The organism is Conexibacter woesei DSM 14684 (assembly GCF_000025265.1).
GTDB lineage: Bacteria > Actinomycetota > Thermoleophilia > Solirubrobacterales > Solirubrobacteraceae > Conexibacter > Conexibacter woesei.
This window is the reverse complement of record NC_013739.1, coordinates 6,138,816-6,152,732: the sequence shown is the minus strand read 5'-3', so window position 1 is coordinate 6,152,732 and position 13,917 is coordinate 6,138,816. Positions and strand designations below refer to the sequence as shown.

At 73.2% G+C, this 13,917-nt stretch carries 16 protein-coding genes; 8 read left to right on the top strand and 8 right to left on the bottom strand.

The features are described 5' to 3' along the window. Positions 1-77: 77 nt before the first annotated feature. Positions 78-722, top strand: coding sequence for an adenylyl-sulfate kinase (gene cysC / locus CWOE_RS28860; protein ID WP_012937199.1), 645 nt, complete (start codon positions 78-80; stop codon positions 720-722). Here the strand turns inward: cysC and CWOE_RS28855 are convergent. Beyond that, positions 646-1,734, bottom strand: coding sequence for a hypothetical protein (locus CWOE_RS28855; protein WP_012937198.1), 1,089 nt, complete (start codon positions 1,732-1,734; stop codon positions 646-648). The two genes, cysC and CWOE_RS28855, sit on opposite strands and share 77 nt — an antisense overlap. 153 nt (positions 1,735-1,887) lie before the next feature. Between CWOE_RS28855 and CWOE_RS28850 the strand changes: the two genes are divergently transcribed. Together CWOE_RS28850 and CWOE_RS28845 are read left to right on the top strand one after the other, a co-directional pair. Beyond that, a complete protein-coding gene (locus tag CWOE_RS28850; protein ID WP_148261214.1) occupies positions 1,888-2,160 on the top strand; it encodes a hypothetical protein in 273 nt (90 codons plus the stop codon). Further along, on the top strand, positions 2,157-2,582 hold the full coding sequence (locus CWOE_RS28845; protein WP_012937196.1) for a type II toxin-antitoxin system VapC family toxin: 426 nt from the start codon (positions 2,157-2,159) through the stop codon (positions 2,580-2,582). Before CWOE_RS28850 ends, CWOE_RS28845 begins: the two co-directional genes overlap by 4 nt. Before the next feature lie 42 nt (positions 2,583-2,624). Here CWOE_RS28845 and CWOE_RS28840 read toward each other — a convergent pair whose 3' ends face one another. Genes CWOE_RS28840 through CWOE_RS31700 form a run of 4 tightly spaced genes read right to left on the bottom strand, consistent with a single transcriptional unit; the run spans position 2,625 to position 7,145 of the window. Beyond that, the gene (locus CWOE_RS28840) at positions 2,625-3,578 is read right to left on the bottom strand and encodes an ABC transporter permease (protein ID WP_012937195.1); all 954 of its coding nucleotides are present in this window, start codon (positions 3,576-3,578) and stop codon (positions 2,625-2,627) included. Then, positions 3,575-4,534, bottom strand: a complete 960-nt coding sequence (locus tag CWOE_RS28835) for an ABC transporter ATP-binding protein (protein WP_012937194.1) — start codon at positions 4,532-4,534, stop codon at positions 3,575-3,577. The genes CWOE_RS28840 and CWOE_RS28835 overlap by 4 nt, the downstream gene beginning before the upstream one ends. After that, positions 4,534-5,745 (bottom strand): hypothetical protein, encoded by a 1,212-nt coding sequence (locus tag CWOE_RS28830; protein ID WP_012937193.1) that lies wholly within the window; start codon positions 5,743-5,745, stop codon positions 4,534-4,536. Before CWOE_RS28830 ends, CWOE_RS28835 begins: the two co-directional genes overlap by 1 nt. Then, positions 5,742-7,145: a sensor histidine kinase gene (locus tag CWOE_RS31700; protein WP_012937192.1), complete on the bottom strand. Its 1,404-nt coding sequence runs from the start codon at positions 7,143-7,145 to the stop codon at positions 5,742-5,744. Before CWOE_RS31700 ends, CWOE_RS28830 begins: the two co-directional genes overlap by 4 nt. Before the next feature lie 107 nt (positions 7,146-7,252). Here CWOE_RS31700 and CWOE_RS28820 point away from each other — a divergent pair, with 107 nt between their 5' ends. Genes CWOE_RS28820 through CWOE_RS28810 form a run of 3 tightly spaced genes read left to right on the top strand, consistent with a single transcriptional unit; the run spans position 7,253 to position 9,233 of the window. Then, positions 7,253-8,425: an alkane 1-monooxygenase gene (locus CWOE_RS28820; RefSeq protein WP_012937191.1), complete on the top strand. Its 1,173-nt coding sequence runs from the start codon at positions 7,253-7,255 to the stop codon at positions 8,423-8,425. Next, complete coding sequence (locus CWOE_RS28815; RefSeq protein ID WP_012937190.1) at positions 8,422-8,586, top strand: rubredoxin; 165 nt, start codon at positions 8,422-8,424, stop codon at positions 8,584-8,586. Before CWOE_RS28820 ends, CWOE_RS28815 begins: the two co-directional genes overlap by 4 nt. Positions 8,587-8,621: 35 nt before the next feature. Continuing rightward, the gene (locus tag CWOE_RS28810) at positions 8,622-9,233 is read left to right on the top strand and encodes a TetR/AcrR family transcriptional regulator (RefSeq protein ID WP_012937189.1); all 612 of its coding nucleotides are present in this window, start codon (positions 8,622-8,624) and stop codon (positions 9,231-9,233) included. Positions 9,234-9,241: 8 nt separating this feature from the next. On the opposite strand, the gene CWOE_RS28805 is transcribed toward CWOE_RS28810, so the two are convergent. Then, the gene (locus CWOE_RS28805) at positions 9,242-10,189 is read right to left on the bottom strand and encodes an AraC family transcriptional regulator (protein WP_012937188.1); all 948 of its coding nucleotides are present in this window, start codon (positions 10,187-10,189) and stop codon (positions 9,242-9,244) included. A gap of 96 nt (positions 10,190-10,285) precedes the next feature. On the opposite strand from CWOE_RS28805, the gene CWOE_RS28800 reads away from it, so the two are divergent. After that, the gene (locus CWOE_RS28800; RefSeq protein ID WP_012937187.1) at positions 10,286-11,125 is read left to right on the top strand and encodes an NAD(P)H-binding protein; all 840 of its coding nucleotides are present in this window, start codon (positions 10,286-10,288) and stop codon (positions 11,123-11,125) included. A 50-nt stretch (positions 11,126-11,175) separates the two neighbouring features. Here CWOE_RS28800 and CWOE_RS28795 read toward each other — a convergent pair whose 3' ends face one another. Then, a complete protein-coding gene (locus CWOE_RS28795; protein WP_012937186.1) occupies positions 11,176-11,694 on the bottom strand; it encodes a PadR family transcriptional regulator in 519 nt (172 codons plus the stop codon). A 55-nt stretch (positions 11,695-11,749) separates the two neighbouring features. Between CWOE_RS28795 and CWOE_RS28790 the strand changes: the two genes are divergently transcribed. Continuing rightward, positions 11,750-13,234 carry an MFS transporter gene (locus CWOE_RS28790; RefSeq protein ID WP_012937185.1) on the top strand — a complete coding sequence of 495 codons (1,485 nt, stop codon included), beginning with the start codon at positions 11,750-11,752 and terminating at the stop codon, positions 13,232-13,234. 6 nt (positions 13,235-13,240) lie between these two features. Here the strand turns inward: CWOE_RS28790 and CWOE_RS28785 are convergent, their stop codons facing one another. Continuing rightward, positions 13,241-13,906: a response regulator transcription factor gene (locus tag CWOE_RS28785; protein ID WP_201447090.1), complete on the bottom strand. Its 666-nt coding sequence runs from the start codon at positions 13,904-13,906 to the stop codon at positions 13,241-13,243. Positions 13,907-13,917: the final 11 nt, after the last annotated feature.

The window sequence follows — 13,917 nt, the reverse complement described above, 5'->3', positions numbered from 1 at the left end:
CCTTACTGGTCGTGTGCGGGGCCGTTGCCGCCCTCCGCATGCGCGGGTCGGGACGCGGCGACGAGGAAGGAACGCTGATGGCGAGCGCCAACGTCACCTGGCACGAGAGTGCCGTCGACCGCGCGGAGCGTTGGCAGGCGCTCGGGCAGCGTGGCGCGACGATCTGGTTCACGGGGCTGCCGGCGTCGGGCAAGTCGACGATCGCGGCGGCGGTCGAGGCGCGGCTCGTGCGCGAGGGACGCTCGGCCTACCGGCTCGACGGCGACAACCTGCGCCACGGCGTCTGCGGCGATCTCGGCTTCAGCCACGACGACCGCGACGAGAACGTCCGTCGCTGCGGCGAGGTCGCGCGGCTGTTCGCCGACGCCGGCACGGTCGCGATCGTCTCCGTCGTCTCGCCGTTCGAGGCCGGGCGGCGCGCGGCGCGCGCACTGCACGAGCGCGACGGCCTGCGCTTCGTCGAGGTGTTCGTCAACACGCCCGTCGAGGAATGCATGAGGCGCGACCCGAAGGGCCTCTACGCGCGTGCCGCGGCGGGCGAGCTGAAGGGGATGACCGGCGTTGACGCGCCGTACGAGAAGCCGGTCGCGCCGGATGTCGAGCTGACCGGCTCCTCGGAGGTCGCCGACGCGGTCGAGCTGGTGCTCAGGGCGCTGGACCCGACCCGCGCAGCGCGAGGTACGCGGCGCGAGCCGCAAACGTCGCACGCATCTGCGCCGTGATCTCGTCGAGGAACTCCTCGCGGTACGCGCCGTCGGTCAGCACCGCGATCGCGTAGTAGAGCCCCGAGACGGCGGCGATCGCGCCGGCGACGCGCAGCAGCTCGAACGTCAGCCGCAGCGGCACGTCGAGCACGGTCAGCGCGACGATCGTCTCGCCGGCGCTGCCGGTCCACGACTCCATCACCTCGGCGTCGATCACGATCATCCCGAACGTGACGAAGAAGGCGCCGATCGCGCAGGTCACGACGGCGATCTGGAGGCCGTGGCTGATCAGCAGCACGAGCCCGACGTTCGCGCGCTGGCCTCTGGTCAGCGGCGGTGAGCCGGCGCCGGTGAGGATGTCGCGCTCGAGCGCCTCGACCTCCTTCGGCAGCCGCGCGACGAGGAACCCGGTCGCGACGACGGCGAGCAGCAAACCGACGGCGATCAGCGTCGCGTCCGAGCGGCCGGAGAAGACCTGCCACATCTCGGTGTTGACGAACAGCACGAGCGCGAAGATCAGCAGCAGCGGCACGGCGCGCGCGAGCAGCAGCAGCGACTGCGCCAGCTGGCCGGTCAGCCGACGCGCGGCCCAGACGACGATCGCCCCGAGCCCGAACCCCCACGCGAACGCGACGACGCCGAGCAGCACGAGGTTGAAGGCGAGCACGCCCAGCCCCCAGCCGCCGTGGAAGATCCCCTGCACGACAGCGGGCAGGATCACGAACGCCGCCAGCTCCCACGGGCCGACGCTGTCCGGCGCGGCGAACGGCCGCCGCCCGCGCGCCCGGTTGACGAGCACGACCGCGGCGAGCGTGAGCCCGAGCGCCGAGGCGACCGCACCGACGTTCGCCAGCAGCGGCCAGTCGACGTCGAGCGCGGCGATCAGCTCCAGCACGAGCACGAACAGCAGCAGCGGCGCCGCGCGGTTGTAGACGTCCTCGCGCGCGGAGAACTCCTCGATCAGCAGCGGCAGGCCCGCGCGGCGGAAGCCGCGCTCGTACTCCTCCAGCTGTCGCTCGCGCTCGTCCACCGTCGCGGCATTCCACTCGACCGGGCGGACGGTGGGTCGGCGTCGACAGGTCACACACCCGAGCGGTAGACGCGACGCTTGCGTCGATCTAGGTTCTGGCCTATGACGATTCCCCTGCTCAAAGCACCGCCATCGCATGTGTATGGTCTGCACATGTTGAATGAGCGGCTTCAGATTCTCGTCACGCCGTTGCAGCGCCAGCGGTTGGAGCGCGAGGCGAGAGAACGCGGCGTCTCCGTCGGCAGCCTCGTGCGCGAGGCGATCGATGCCCGCTTCGGCGGCTACTCGGTCGAGGAGAGACTCGAGGTGCTGGAGCGGTTCCGGAGAATGAGAGCGAAGTACCTCTCGATCGAGGAGATGGACCGCATCGTCGAGGAGGAGCGGAACAAGGACGCGGACGCGATGCTGCGGCAGGTCCGGCGATGACGTTCTTCGTCGACGCGAACGTGATCGTCTACAGCGTGACCGACTGTGTGCAGCAGGAGGCGTGCGCGCGATTGCTCGAAGCGATCGCGAAGGGCGCGGATGGCCGGACGTCCGCTTCGGCGCTCGAAGAGGTCTGGCACCTCGAGCGCAACGGGCGCCTCGGCGGGCAAACCGGCGTCGCCGAAGGCGCGCATCGCATGCTCACCCCATTGGTGCCCGTGACCGACGAGGCGTTCGCGCTGGCGCTCACGGTGGAGGCGCCGCGGCTCGGTGCGAGCGACCGCATCCACGTCGGCACCTGCCTCGCCCACGGGATTGGGACGATCGTGACGGCGGACAAGGGCTTCGACCACGTGAGAGGGCTGCGACGCGTCGATCCCGGCAACGCGCGGGCGATCAGAAGACTCGTCGGGAGCGGCTGAGCGGCGCCGCCGCCGCGGGGCGGCCGGCGGCGGCGCCCGGCGTCAGCCGCCCGTGACGTCTCGCCGCATGAACACGATCAGCGCCGCACCGAGCGACGGGACCGCGTAGAGGGCGCAGACCCAGATCGAGCGGACGATCGGGGACCAGTCGATCGGCTCGCGCAGGAGGCCCTGCCAGGCGTCGAACTGGCTCGAGATCAGGTAGGGGCGGATCGCGTCGAGGCCGGAGATGATGCCGACGATCTGCATCACGAGCGACAGCATCAGCGCGCCGACGACCGCGGCCGCCGAGTTGCGCGTGACGGTCGACAGCAGCAGCGCGATCGACGCGATCGCGAGCACCGGGACGAGGTAGGCGAGCAGCGCGCCGCCGAGCAGCAGCATGCCCCGGCCGGTCTCGATCCGCGTGCCCGACAGCGACGTCAGCGGGTCGAAGCCGTAGCGCAGGCCGCCGACGAGCAGGCCGACGCCGGCGAACAGCAGCAGCGCGACGACCGCGTAGGAGAACGCCGCCAGCGTCTTCGCGACGAAGATCTGCTGACGGTCGGCCGAGCGCGTGAGGATCGTCTTCAGCGTGCCGTTGCCGTCCTCGTTGGCGACGATGTCGCCGGCGACGAGCGAGACGATCAGCGGGAACAGCCAGATCGAGCTGAACAGCAGCAGCACCGGCGGGATCGCGAGACCGGTCTCCGTCACGTAGCGGCCGAACGGCACGTCCTCGGGGCCACCGCCTTCCGCCGCCAGCGCGACGATGAAGATCAGCGGCACGATCACGGCCGAGCCGAGCCCCAGGTACGTGCGCTTCTGCGCCCGCAGCTTGCGCAGCTCCCACGCGTAGATCGTGCGCATGCGCGGTCGTCTGCGGCTGGCGGTCGCGCTGCGCGACGCGCTGCGGCCGGCCGCGGCCGACTCGGCCGGCGGCGGCGCGCCGGCACCGGCCGCGGTCGCGATCGCGGTGCGGGCACCGCCGCCCGTGCTCAGGTCATGTGCGCTCATGCGGTCCCCTCCTCGTTCGCTTCCGCGCCCTCGGTCATGCGGAAGAACAGCTCCTCCAGCGACGCCGTCGCCGGCACGAGCGCGACGATCCCGACGCCTCTCGCCGCGAGCGCGAGCGACAGCTCGGCCACGACCTGCTCGTGCTCGGCGGCGAACGTCAGCCCGTCGTCGCCGCTGACCAGCTCCGAGACGCCGGCGAGGTAGGAGCCGACGTCCCATGCGCGGACGTCGTCGGTCGTGCGCAGGCGGTAGCGCTGCCCGTGCGCCGACGCTCTGTGCAGCAGCGCGTCCATCGCGCCCTCGTAGATGACGCGGCCGGAGCGCACGATCGCGACGCGGTCGCACAGCTCCTCGACCTCGCCCATGATGTGCGAGGAGAGCAGCACCGTGATGCCGTCCGCGGCGAGCCGTCTGACCAGCTCGCGCATGTCGCGCATGCCGGCCGGGTCGAGGCCGGTCGTCGGCTCGTCGAGCAGCAGCAGCCGCGGGTCGCGCAGCAGCGCCGCGCCGATCCCGAGCCGCTGCTTCATCCCGTGCGAGTAGCCGCTGACCTTGTCGCCGTCACGCTCGGCGAGGCCGACCGTCTCCAGCGCGTCGTCGATCCGGTCGGCGGCGTCGCCGCCGTCGAGCGCGGCCATCAGCTCGAGGTTGCGACGGCCCGACAGGTAGGGGTAGAAGCGCGGCGCCTCGACGAAGCCGGCGACGCCGTCGAGCGCCGCCGCGCCCTCCTCCAGCGGGTCGCGGCCGAACAGCCGCGCCCGTCCCTCGTCCGGCCGGATCAGGCCCAGCAGCATCCGCAGCGACGTCGTCTTGCCGGCGCCGTTGGGGCCGAGGTAGCCGTAGACGGTGCCGGCCTCGACGGTGATGTCGACGTGGTCGACCGCGGTCACATGGTCGTAGCGCTTGACGAGGCCGCGCGCCTCGATCGGATGCGCGGCAGCGGTCGCGGCGGACATCAACGCAGCTCCCGCGCGGCCGTCTCGGCCGCCTGCGGCGGGATCGAGCCGATCACGACGTGGTTGACGCCGTCCTGTTCGAACGTCAGCAGCGTGCCGAGCGCGGTCGCCAGCTCGCTGCCGGTCGCGCCGTCGATGTTGACGCGCGGCAGTCTCAGCGCGTGGTCGCCGGCGCCGCCGCCGAGGTCGCCGAGCGCCTGCTCGCTCGCCTCGGTCTGGACGACCGCGATGCCGCCGAGCCCCTCGCCGTACGTGACGACCGCCGCGGCGCTGTCTCTGCTGCCGCCGTGCGCGAGCCAGACGTCCCTGCGCGGCAGGCCGGCGAGCGTGTCGGGCGCGGCGAGTCTGAACGGCAGCTGCGCCTGCACCGCTCTGACGCCGCGGATCGGCCGCGGCGCGGCGCCGGGATCGCCGGGCAGCGTCGCCACCCGCGGGGTGAGGTCGACGATTCTCGCGTCCGACGGCGGATCGGCCTGGAGGTCGGCGGCGGCGATCTTGCCGAACGAGACGTCGGTCGCGCGCAGCTCCAGCACCGGATCCGCCTGTCCCTCGGCGTACACGGCGGCGCGCAGCGGCACGCCGTTGGCGGCGTCCCAGGCGAGCGTCGCGGCGCCAAGCAGGCCGCCGTCGTCCTTTGGCGCGATCCGCACGGAGTAGCTCGGCCGCCCGGCGACGTTGACCGGCTCGGGACCGGCGACCGACCATGCCTCTGCGATCCGCGCGAGCCCTCTTCTGACCTCGTCGAGCGACGGGGGTCCAGCGGGACGCTCGCGATCGCTCCGCTGCTCGGCGCTCGGGTCGTGCGGCAATGCGATGCGGTACGCGGTGTCGGTGCGCGCGTCGAAGATCGTCAGCGTCTCGCCGTCGGAGGTGACCTGCGCGTCGCCGCCTTGGGATTGCAGCTCGAGGCGGAATCTGCCGTCGCTCCACCACAGCCGGCCGGAGGCGCCGGACAGCAGCGGCGTCGCCGCGCCCGACGGCATCGCGCCGGAGGGGATCAGGCGGTTGGTGAACTCGATCCGGGCGCTCAGGCCCTCGACCTGCGGCGAGTTCAGCGCGTCGTGGACCGCCGGCGCGAGGCCGATGCGGGGCGGCACGCGGTCGTCGCCGTCGAGCGCCGCCTGGGCGACGCCCACGCCGGCGACGAGCACGACGAGACCGGCGACGACGGCGATGAGTCTGCGAGTTGAGATCGTCCGGAGGCGGTTCATGCGAGTTCCTTCGCGTCGGGTGACACGGGAGTTGTATGCCCGGACTTTGAGAGTTCCTTGAGAGGCAGTTCGAGCGTGAACGCCGCGCCCTCGACCGCGACGCCGCCGCCGTGGCGCTCGGCGGTGGCGCGCACGATCGCGAGCCCGAGGCCGGAGCCGCCCGCGCCGGCGCGCTCGCCGCGCCAGAAGCGCTGGAAGGCGCGCTCGGCCTCGGCGGCGGTCAGGCCCTCGCCCTCGTCGGTCACGGCGATCCGCGCGGTCCGCGCGCCGCCGGCGACGGCGAGCGTGATCTCCCCGCCCGCAGGACCGTGGCGCTCGGCGTTCTCGACGAGGTTGCGGACGGCCCGTTCGAGCGCGGCACGGTCGCCGTGCACGCGCGCCTGGCCGCCGGAGACCGTCACGCGCGCGGCCGGATGGTCCTCGGCGACGGCGTGCGCGAGCGTGACGAGGTCGACCGTCTCGGCGGTCGCGGCGAGCGGCTGCTCGGCCGCGTCCTCTCGCGCCAGCGCGAGCAGGTCGTCGAGCAGCTGCGCGAGCCGCTCCGCGTCGGTCTCGATGTCGGCGAGCGCGTCGGCATCGGCGCCGTGACGGGCGACGAACGCGGCGTTGCCGCGCAGCGCCGTCAGCGGCGTGCGCAGCTCGTGCGACGCGTCGTCGACGAAGCGGCGCTCGCGGGCGCGGGCGCGGGCGAGCGAGTCGAGCATCGCGTTGAGCGTCGCGGTCAGGCGGCCGACCTCGTCGTCGCTGCGCGGAGCGCCGAGCCGCCGGCCGGGGTCGCCCGTGCGCGCGATCTTCTCGGCGCCCTCGGTCAGGCGCGTGAGCGGGCGCAGCGCGCGGCGCGTCAGCGCCACGGCGAGCAGGCCGGCGAGGACGGCGGCGACGACCGCGGCGAAGAGGACGAGCCGTCGCAGCGGGTCGACGATGTCGGCGATCCCGGTCGTCGCGCCGGCGACCGCGACCGCGCCGCCCGCGGCGGGGCCGCCGCCGACGCGCGGAAGCGGCGCGGCGTAGGCGCGCAGCGGCTCGTCGCCGAGCTGCAGGTCGCCGTAGCCGGAGGCGCGGTCGTGCAGCGCCCGTCGCAGCGCGGGGCCATCGGGCAGCACGCGCCCGCCGAGCGCGCCGGAGCGGGCGACGATCCGCCCCTCGGAGTCGATCACCTGGACGTACGCCGCGCTCGTGCCGACGCGGCCCTCCAGCACGCCGGCGGCGGTCAGCAGTCTCGGCGTCGTGGCGGCGAGGCGGGAGACCTCGACGGCGCGATCGCGCAGGCCGTCGTCGAGCGAGCGGTGCAGCTGCCGGTCGACGAGCGTCAGCGTGGCCGCCCCGAGCAGGGTCACGGCGATCGCGATCGCGAGCGCCGCGGCGAGCGCCACGCGCACGCGCAGCGAGAGGCGGGACATCCAGCAAGCGTACTTGCGGCGCTGTCGGTTCTCGGTTGACACGACACCCGGTTCGTGTAAACCTTGCGTACGTCGGGCAGGGGTGCGACCAAAGAGGAGACGTGCAGATGGAATCTGTCGCTGAGGAGCTGACGCCGGCCACGTGGAAGGACGGCAAGCGCTACGCATGGCTGCTCGGCCTGCTCGTGCCGACGCTCCCCTTCATCGCGTACGGCCTGGTCGAAGCGACCGGTCTCGGCGTCTTCTGGTTCTTCGGCCCGGTGCTCGTCTTCGCGATCTTCCCCGCGCTCGACGTGCTCGTCGGCCTCGACGCGAGAAACCCGCCCGACAGCGTGATCAAGTGGCTGGAGCAAGATCGCTATTACAGGTGGTGCACCTACGCGTACATTCCGGTCCAGTACGCGGGGCTCGTGTTCGCCTGCTGGCTGTGGTCCAGCGGCGACCTGTCGGTGATCGACTCGATCGGGCTCGCGCTGACGATGGCGATGGTGAGCGGGATCGCGATCAACACCGCGCACGAGCTGGGTCACAAGCGCGCCAGCATGGAGCGCTGGCTCAGCAAGGTCGCGCTCGCGCAGAGCGGCTACGGCCACTTCTTCATCGAGCACAACCGCGGCCACCACGTGCGCGTCGCGACGCCGGAGGACCCCGCCAGCTCGCGGCTCGGCGAGTCGTTCTGGGAGTTCCTCCCGCGCACCGTCGCCGGCAGCCTCAAGTCGAGCTGGGAGCTGGAGGTCGTGCGGCTCGACCGGCTCGGCGCCCGCCACGTCTCGTTCAAGAACGACATCATCAACGCGTGGCTGATGACGGTCGCGCTGTTCGCCGTGCTGACGGCCGTCTTCGGCTGGGTCGTGCTGCCGTACCTGCTGCTGCAGGCGGTCCTCGGCTTCTCGCTGCTGGAGGTCGTCAACTACCTCGAGCACTACGGCCTGCTGCGGCAGAGACGCGAGGACGGCCGCTACGAGCGCACCCGGCCGGAGCACAGCTGGAACTCGAACAACGTCGCGTCCAACGTGCTGCTCTACCACCTCCAGCGCCACAGCGACCACCACGCCAATCCGATGCGCCGCTACCAGGCGCTGCGCCACGTCGACGAGGCGCCGCAGCTGCCGACGGGCTACGCCGGGATGATCGTGCTCGCCGCCTTCCCGCCCGTCTGGCGCCGTGTGATGGACCGCCGCCTGCTGGAGCACTACGACGGCGACATCGCGCGCGCGAACATCAACCCGCGCACGCGCACGAAGGTGCTGACGCGCTACGGCGCGGAGGCGCGCTCGTGAGCGCCTTCCGCTGCCCCGGCTGCGGCTACGTCTACGACGAGGCCGCGGGTCACCCGCGTGAGGGCTTCCCGCCCGGCACGCCCTGGAGCGAGGTGCCCGACGACTGGGCCTGCCCGGACTGCGGCGTGCGCGACAAGGTCGACTTCGAAGCGGACGACTGACCGTGGGCCGGGTCGCAGATGCGACCATTGGGGAGATGGCCCAGGCCCGCACCCCGTACGCCGTCGCGGCGAGAGAGCTGCTGCGCGACACGCTCTTCGACGCCGCGCGCGACGCGCTCGCGCTGCGCCCGTGGGCGGACGTCACGATGGCCGAGATCGCCACGGCGGCCGGCGTCAGCCGCCAGACGCTCTACAAGGAGTTCGGCTCGCGCGACGAGTTCGCACAGCAGTTCGTCGTGCGCGAGGGCGTCCGCTTCCTCGCCGCCGTCGAGGACGCGGTCAGACGTCACCTCGACGATCCGCGCGCCGCGCTCGCCGCCGCGCTCGGCGTCTTCCTGACGGCCGCCGCCGAGGACCCGATCGTCCGCACGCTGCTGCACGACGACGGCACCGGCGGCATGCTGCCGCTCGTCACGACCCAGTCGCAGCCGGTCGTCACGTTCGCCTCGCTGCGCCTGACCGAGGTGATCCACGACGGCTGGCCGCAGGTCGAGCGGGCCGAGGTCGAGCTGCTCGCCGAATGCCTCGTGCGGCTTGCGATCTCCTACGCGATGCTGCCGAAGGATCCGCCCGAGCAGGCGATCCCGACGGTGATGGCGCTGATCGAGCCGTACGTCGAGCGCGCGCTCGCGGACGCCGGCTGCTGAGCGGCCCGCTAGGCGGGGACGAGCGCGCGGTGGTCGCTCGGGCGGGTGCCGTAGACGCGCTTGAACGCGACGCTGAGGCCGAAGCCGCTCTCGTAGCCGACCTGTTGCGCGATCGACTCGACGGTCGCGTCGGTGCGCTCCAGCAGGTCCGCCGCGAGTGAGAGGCGCCAGCCGGTCAGGTAGCTCATCGGCGGCTCGCCGACCAGCTCGGTGAAGCGGCGCCCGAACGTCGCGCGCGAGACGCCGGCCTCGCTCGCCAGCGAGGCGACCGTCCACGGTCGCGCCGGCTCGTCGTGCAGCAGCCGCAGCGCGCGGCCGACGACCGGGTCGCCGAGCGCGCGGTACCACTCGGGCGGGTCGGCCTCCGGCCGCGCGAACCACTCGCGCAGCGTCGTCAGCATCAGCAGGTCCATCAGCCGGTCGAGCACGGCCTGCTGGCCCGGCGCGTCGCGCTCGACCTCCGTGATCGTCAGCGCCTTGAGCGGCTCGATGTCGCCGGTGTCGGGGACGACGAGCACGCGCGGCAGGACACGCATCAGCCGCTCCGAGACGCGACCCTGCACCTGGTAGGTGCCGGTCAGCAGCGCGTTCGGGCCGTCGAGGCTCTCGCCGCACGTGCGCGGGCCGAGCATCAGGTCCTCGTCGAACTGCGTGCCGTCCGCGGCGGTGCACGTGTTCGGCCCGGTCATCACATACATCGGCGGGACGATCGCGCCGGCGCTGTCGGCGATCGAGAACGGCGCCGCGCCGGCGACGATCGCGACGTCGCAACTGCCGATCGCGACGGGGTCACTCTCGTCCCCGGGGTGGATCCAGCCCTCGCCGCGCACCATCGTGACGAGCGTCAGCGGCGTGCTGTCCTCGAAGCGGACCGACCACGGCGGGGTCATGATCGAGCGGCCGAACAGCGCGCCGTTCGCGCGCACCTCGTGCAGCAGATGGGCGAGTGCGTCCATGGCGGAGCAGTGTAGTGCCGTGGCACGAGACGCACAGACATCGAATTGAGCTGAGCAGCCATGGACTGTCTCGTTCTGGCGCGCTTGACTGTTCGCATGACATCGAACAGAAGATCCATCCTGGTGCTGGGCGCGACGGGCAAGACGGGCAGCCGCGTCGTCTCCCAGCTGCGGCAGCACGACGTCGAGGTCCGCGCGGCCTCGCGCAACGGCGCGACGCGCTTCGACTGGGGTGACGAGGGCACGTGGGCGCCCGCGCTCGACGGCGCCGGTGCCGCGTACGTCGTCGTCCCGGAGGAGGTCGATGGCGCGGAGCGGGTGAGCGCGTTCGGCGCGCTCGCGGCGGCGCGCGGCGTCGAGCGGCTCGTGCTGCTGTCGGCACGCGACTGGGCGAACTCCGGCGGCGAGGCTGAGCTGGCGAGTGAGCGCGCCGTGCAGGGCGCGGGCACCGCCTGGACGATCCTGCGCCCGACCTGGTTCGCGCAGAACTTCAGCGAGGCGCCGTGGCTGCGCGACCCGGTCCTGGGCGGCGAGGTCGTCCTCTCCACCGGACAGGGCCTGGAGCCGTTCATCGACGCCGACGACATCGCTGCGGTCGCGGTCGCCGCACTGACCGAGGACGGTCATGCGGGCGAGACGTACGAGCTGTCCGGGCCGCGGTTGCTGACCTTCGGCGACGCGGTCGCCGAGATCGCCGCGGCGAGCGGGCGCGACGTCCGCTACGTGCCCGTCGACCAGGCCGCGTTCGCCGCCTACGCCGCCGAGCACGGCGCGCCGCCGGAGACGATCGAGGTCCTCAACGCGCTGTATGGCTGGATCGCCGAGGGGCGCGAGGCGCACCTCTCCGACGGCGTCCAGCGCGCGCTCGGCCGCGAGCCGCGCGACTTCTCCGACTACGTGAAGGCGGCGGCCGCGAGCGGCGCCTGGAGGGACTGACGGCGAGCCCGGTCCGGGCGACTTCGGGCTGGCGACGGGCTGGTGCGGCTCTAGTCGTCGTCGGGCAGCGCGGCGAGCTGGTCGCGGAGCCACCCGGCCATCACCGCGTTGATGCGTTGGCCGAGGTCGATCGTCGGCGCCAGCGGGCTCGGGGGCTGCGTCTCGGGCCCCGCCTTCGCCGCCAGCTCGTCGAGCATCGCGCCGTTGCGCTCGACGTACTCCAGCTCGCGCGCGACCACAGCGCGCCGGTCAGCCGGGTCGAGCAGCTGGAAGAAGAACCAGCGCACGCCCGACTCGTTGCGCTGGCCGCGGTCGACCTCGGTCTCGACGAGCCAGTGGCGCAGCTCCTCATGCCCGGCGTCGGTGATCTCCCAGGTGCGGCTGCGACGCGGCCCCTCGCTGAGGACCTCGACGAGCCCGGCTCTCTCCAGCTGCGCGAGCTGCGGATAGACCTGGCTGTGGCTGGCGTGCCACGCGTGCGCGAGCGAGCGGTCGAATCGCTGCGTCAGCTCGTACCCGGTCGACGGTTGGACTGCGAGCAGGCCGAGGACGGCGTGTCTGAGCGACATGGTGGGAGTCTACGTCGCGTTTGACATGTCGAACTCGACATGTAAATCTCGATATATGGATCTTCCGACGCTCTCCCCGGCGCGGCAGCGGCTGCTGCTCGCCGCTGTGATGTCCGGCCTGTTGCTGGCGATGCTCGACCAGACGATCGTCGGGACGGCGCTGCCGACGATCACCGAGCAGCTCGACGGCGGCTCGCTGTACGTCTGGGCGATCACCGCGTACCTCGTGCCGGCCACCGTCTCGCTGCCGCTCTACGCGCGCCTGTCGGACCGCTACGGGCGGCGGGCGCTGCTGTTGTGCGGCATGGCGCTGTTCCTGCTCGGCTCGGCGTCGGCCGGGGCGGCGCAGACGATGGAGCAGCTGATCGCCGCACGCGCGCTGCAGGGGCTCGGCGCCGGCGCGTTGGAGGCGCTGCCGTTCATCCTCGTCGCCGATCTCTTCGGCGGGCGCCGCAACGCCGCGCTGCAGGGCGCGCTCGCCGGGTTGATGGGCGTCAGCTTCATCGCCGGTCCGCTGGTCGGCGGCTTCCTCACCGACCACGTCGGCTGGCGGTCGGTCTTCTACGTCAACCTGCCGATCGGGATCGCCGCGATGGCCGCGGTCGCCGCCGTCCTGCCGGCGCAGCTCGGCCGCAGCGAGCGCCGCGACACGCCGCTCGACCTCGCCGGCATCGCTCTGCTGACGGTCGGCGTCGGGCTGCTGCTCGTCGGCCTCGGGGAGCGCGGACACGCGAGTGCGGGCGGGGCGCCGCCCGGCTGGACGGAGCCGCGCACCGGCGGGCTGATCGCCGCCGGCCTCGCGCTGCTGGTCGCCTTCGTCGCGGTCGAGCGGCGCGCGGCGGCGCCGATCGTGCCGCTGTCGCTGTTCGCCCGCCGCAGAACGGCGGTCCTGCTCGCCGCGGCCGCGACCGGCGGCTTCGGTCTGTACGCCGGCGTGCTGCTGTTGCCGCGCTACTTCCAGCTCGTGCGCGACGTCAGCGCGACCCACTCGGGCCTGCTGATCTACCCGCTGCTGCTGGGGCTCGTCGTCTCCGTCAACGTCGGCGCGGCGCTGATCGTGCGGCGGCTGGAGTTCCGCCGCGTGCTGCTCGGCGGCTGCGCGCTGACGACGCTCGGCGCGCTCGGCTTCGCCGGCTTCGACGCCGGCACGCCTGACTGGCAGAGCCTCCTCTTCATGGCGTTGCTCGGCTTCGGGGTCGGACCGCTCCTCTCGGGCGTCCAGATCGCGATCCAGCGCAGCGTCGCGCCGGCTGCGATCGGCGGCGCGATGGGGACGCTGCTGCTGCTGCGGCAGGTCGGCGGGGCGGTCGCGCTTGCTGCTGCCGAGACCGTGTACGTCGGCCGCCTGCACGCGGGCGAGACCGACGCCGCGCGCGCGACGGGGATCGGCGTCGGCTCGCTCGCGCTCGTCGGCGCGGTGCTCGCGGCGCTCGCGCTGATGTCGCTGCCGCGCGGCGGAGGGCGGCTGCCGGCACCGCCGCCCGCGCCGGATGCGGCGGATGCGGCGGAGCAGGAGCCGGAGGCGGCTGTGCGGGCGTGAGCCGCGTCAGGCGTCGAGCACGAAGCCGACGCCGCGGATCGTTCTGATCAGCGGCGGGTCGCCGAGCTTCTTGCGCAGGTAGGCGACGTAGCGGTCGACGACGTTCGGCTGCGCCTCCCACTCGCCGCCCCATACCTCCTCGAGCGCCTGCTCGCGGGAGACGACGGCGCGCGGGTCGCGCAGCAGCAGCGCCAGCAGCTCCGCCTCCCGCGGCGTCAGCTCGAGGTCGCGCCCGGCGCGCTCGCCGCGGCTCGTCGCGACGTCGAGCGTGACGTCGGCGAAGGCGAGCAGCTCCGGCACGGCGCGGCCGCGCCGCAGCAGCGCGCGCAGGCGCGCGCTCAGCTCCTCGGCCGCGAACGGCTTGACGAGGTAGTCGTCGGCGCCGGCGTCGAGGCCGGCGACGCGGTCGTCGATCGCATCGCGCGCGGTGAGCAGCAGGATCGGGGTCGCGAGGCCCTTGCCGCGCAGGCGCCGCGCGACCGCGAGGCCGTCCATCCCCGGCATCGAGACGTCGAGCACGACGGCGTCGGGGACCGACTGCTCGACCGCCGCGAGCGCGGCGCCGCCGTCGGCCGCGGCGCGCACGTCGTAGCCCTCGGCGGCGAGCGTCCGCTCCAGCATGCGGCGGACGGGGGCGTCGTCGTCGACGACGAGCACGGACGGCTGCGACATGCGCGAGAGGC

Coding starts and splice junctions, on each gene's coding strand:
- cysC (WP_012937199.1), top strand. CDS start 78: ATGGCGAGCGCCAACGTCACCTGGCACGAGAGTGCCGTCGACCGCGCG.
- CWOE_RS28850 (WP_148261214.1), top strand. CDS start 1,888: ATGTTGAATGAGCGGCTTCAGATTCTCGTCACGCCGTTGCAGCGCCAG.
- CWOE_RS28845 (WP_012937196.1), top strand. CDS start 2,157: ATGACGTTCTTCGTCGACGCGAACGTGATCGTCTACAGCGTGACCGAC.
- CWOE_RS28840 (WP_012937195.1), bottom strand. CDS start 3,578: ATGAGCGCACATGACCTGAGCACGGGCGGCGGTGCCCGCACCGCGATC.
- CWOE_RS28835 (WP_012937194.1), bottom strand. CDS start 4,534: ATGTCCGCCGCGACCGCTGCCGCGCATCCGATCGAGGCGCGCGGCCTC.
- CWOE_RS28830 (WP_012937193.1), bottom strand. CDS start 5,745: ATGAACCGCCTCCGGACGATCTCAACTCGCAGACTCATCGCCGTCGTC.
- CWOE_RS31700 (WP_012937192.1), bottom strand. CDS start 7,145: ATGTCCCGCCTCTCGCTGCGCGTGCGCGTGGCGCTCGCCGCGGCGCTC.
- CWOE_RS28820 (WP_012937191.1), top strand. CDS start 7,253: ATGGAATCTGTCGCTGAGGAGCTGACGCCGGCCACGTGGAAGGACGGC.
- CWOE_RS28810 (WP_012937189.1), top strand. CDS start 8,622: ATGGCCCAGGCCCGCACCCCGTACGCCGTCGCGGCGAGAGAGCTGCTG.
- CWOE_RS28805 (WP_012937188.1), bottom strand. CDS start 10,189: ATGGACGCACTCGCCCATCTGCTGCACGAGGTGCGCGCGAACGGCGCG.
- CWOE_RS28800 (WP_012937187.1), top strand. CDS start 10,286: ATGACATCGAACAGAAGATCCATCCTGGTGCTGGGCGCGACGGGCAAG.
- CWOE_RS28795 (WP_012937186.1), bottom strand. CDS start 11,694: ATGTCGCTCAGACACGCCGTCCTCGGCCTGCTCGCAGTCCAACCGTCG.
- CWOE_RS28790 (WP_012937185.1), top strand. CDS start 11,750: ATGGATCTTCCGACGCTCTCCCCGGCGCGGCAGCGGCTGCTGCTCGCC.
- CWOE_RS28785 (WP_201447090.1), bottom strand. CDS start 13,906: ATGTCGCAGCCGTCCGTGCTCGTCGTCGACGACGACGCCCCCGTCCGC.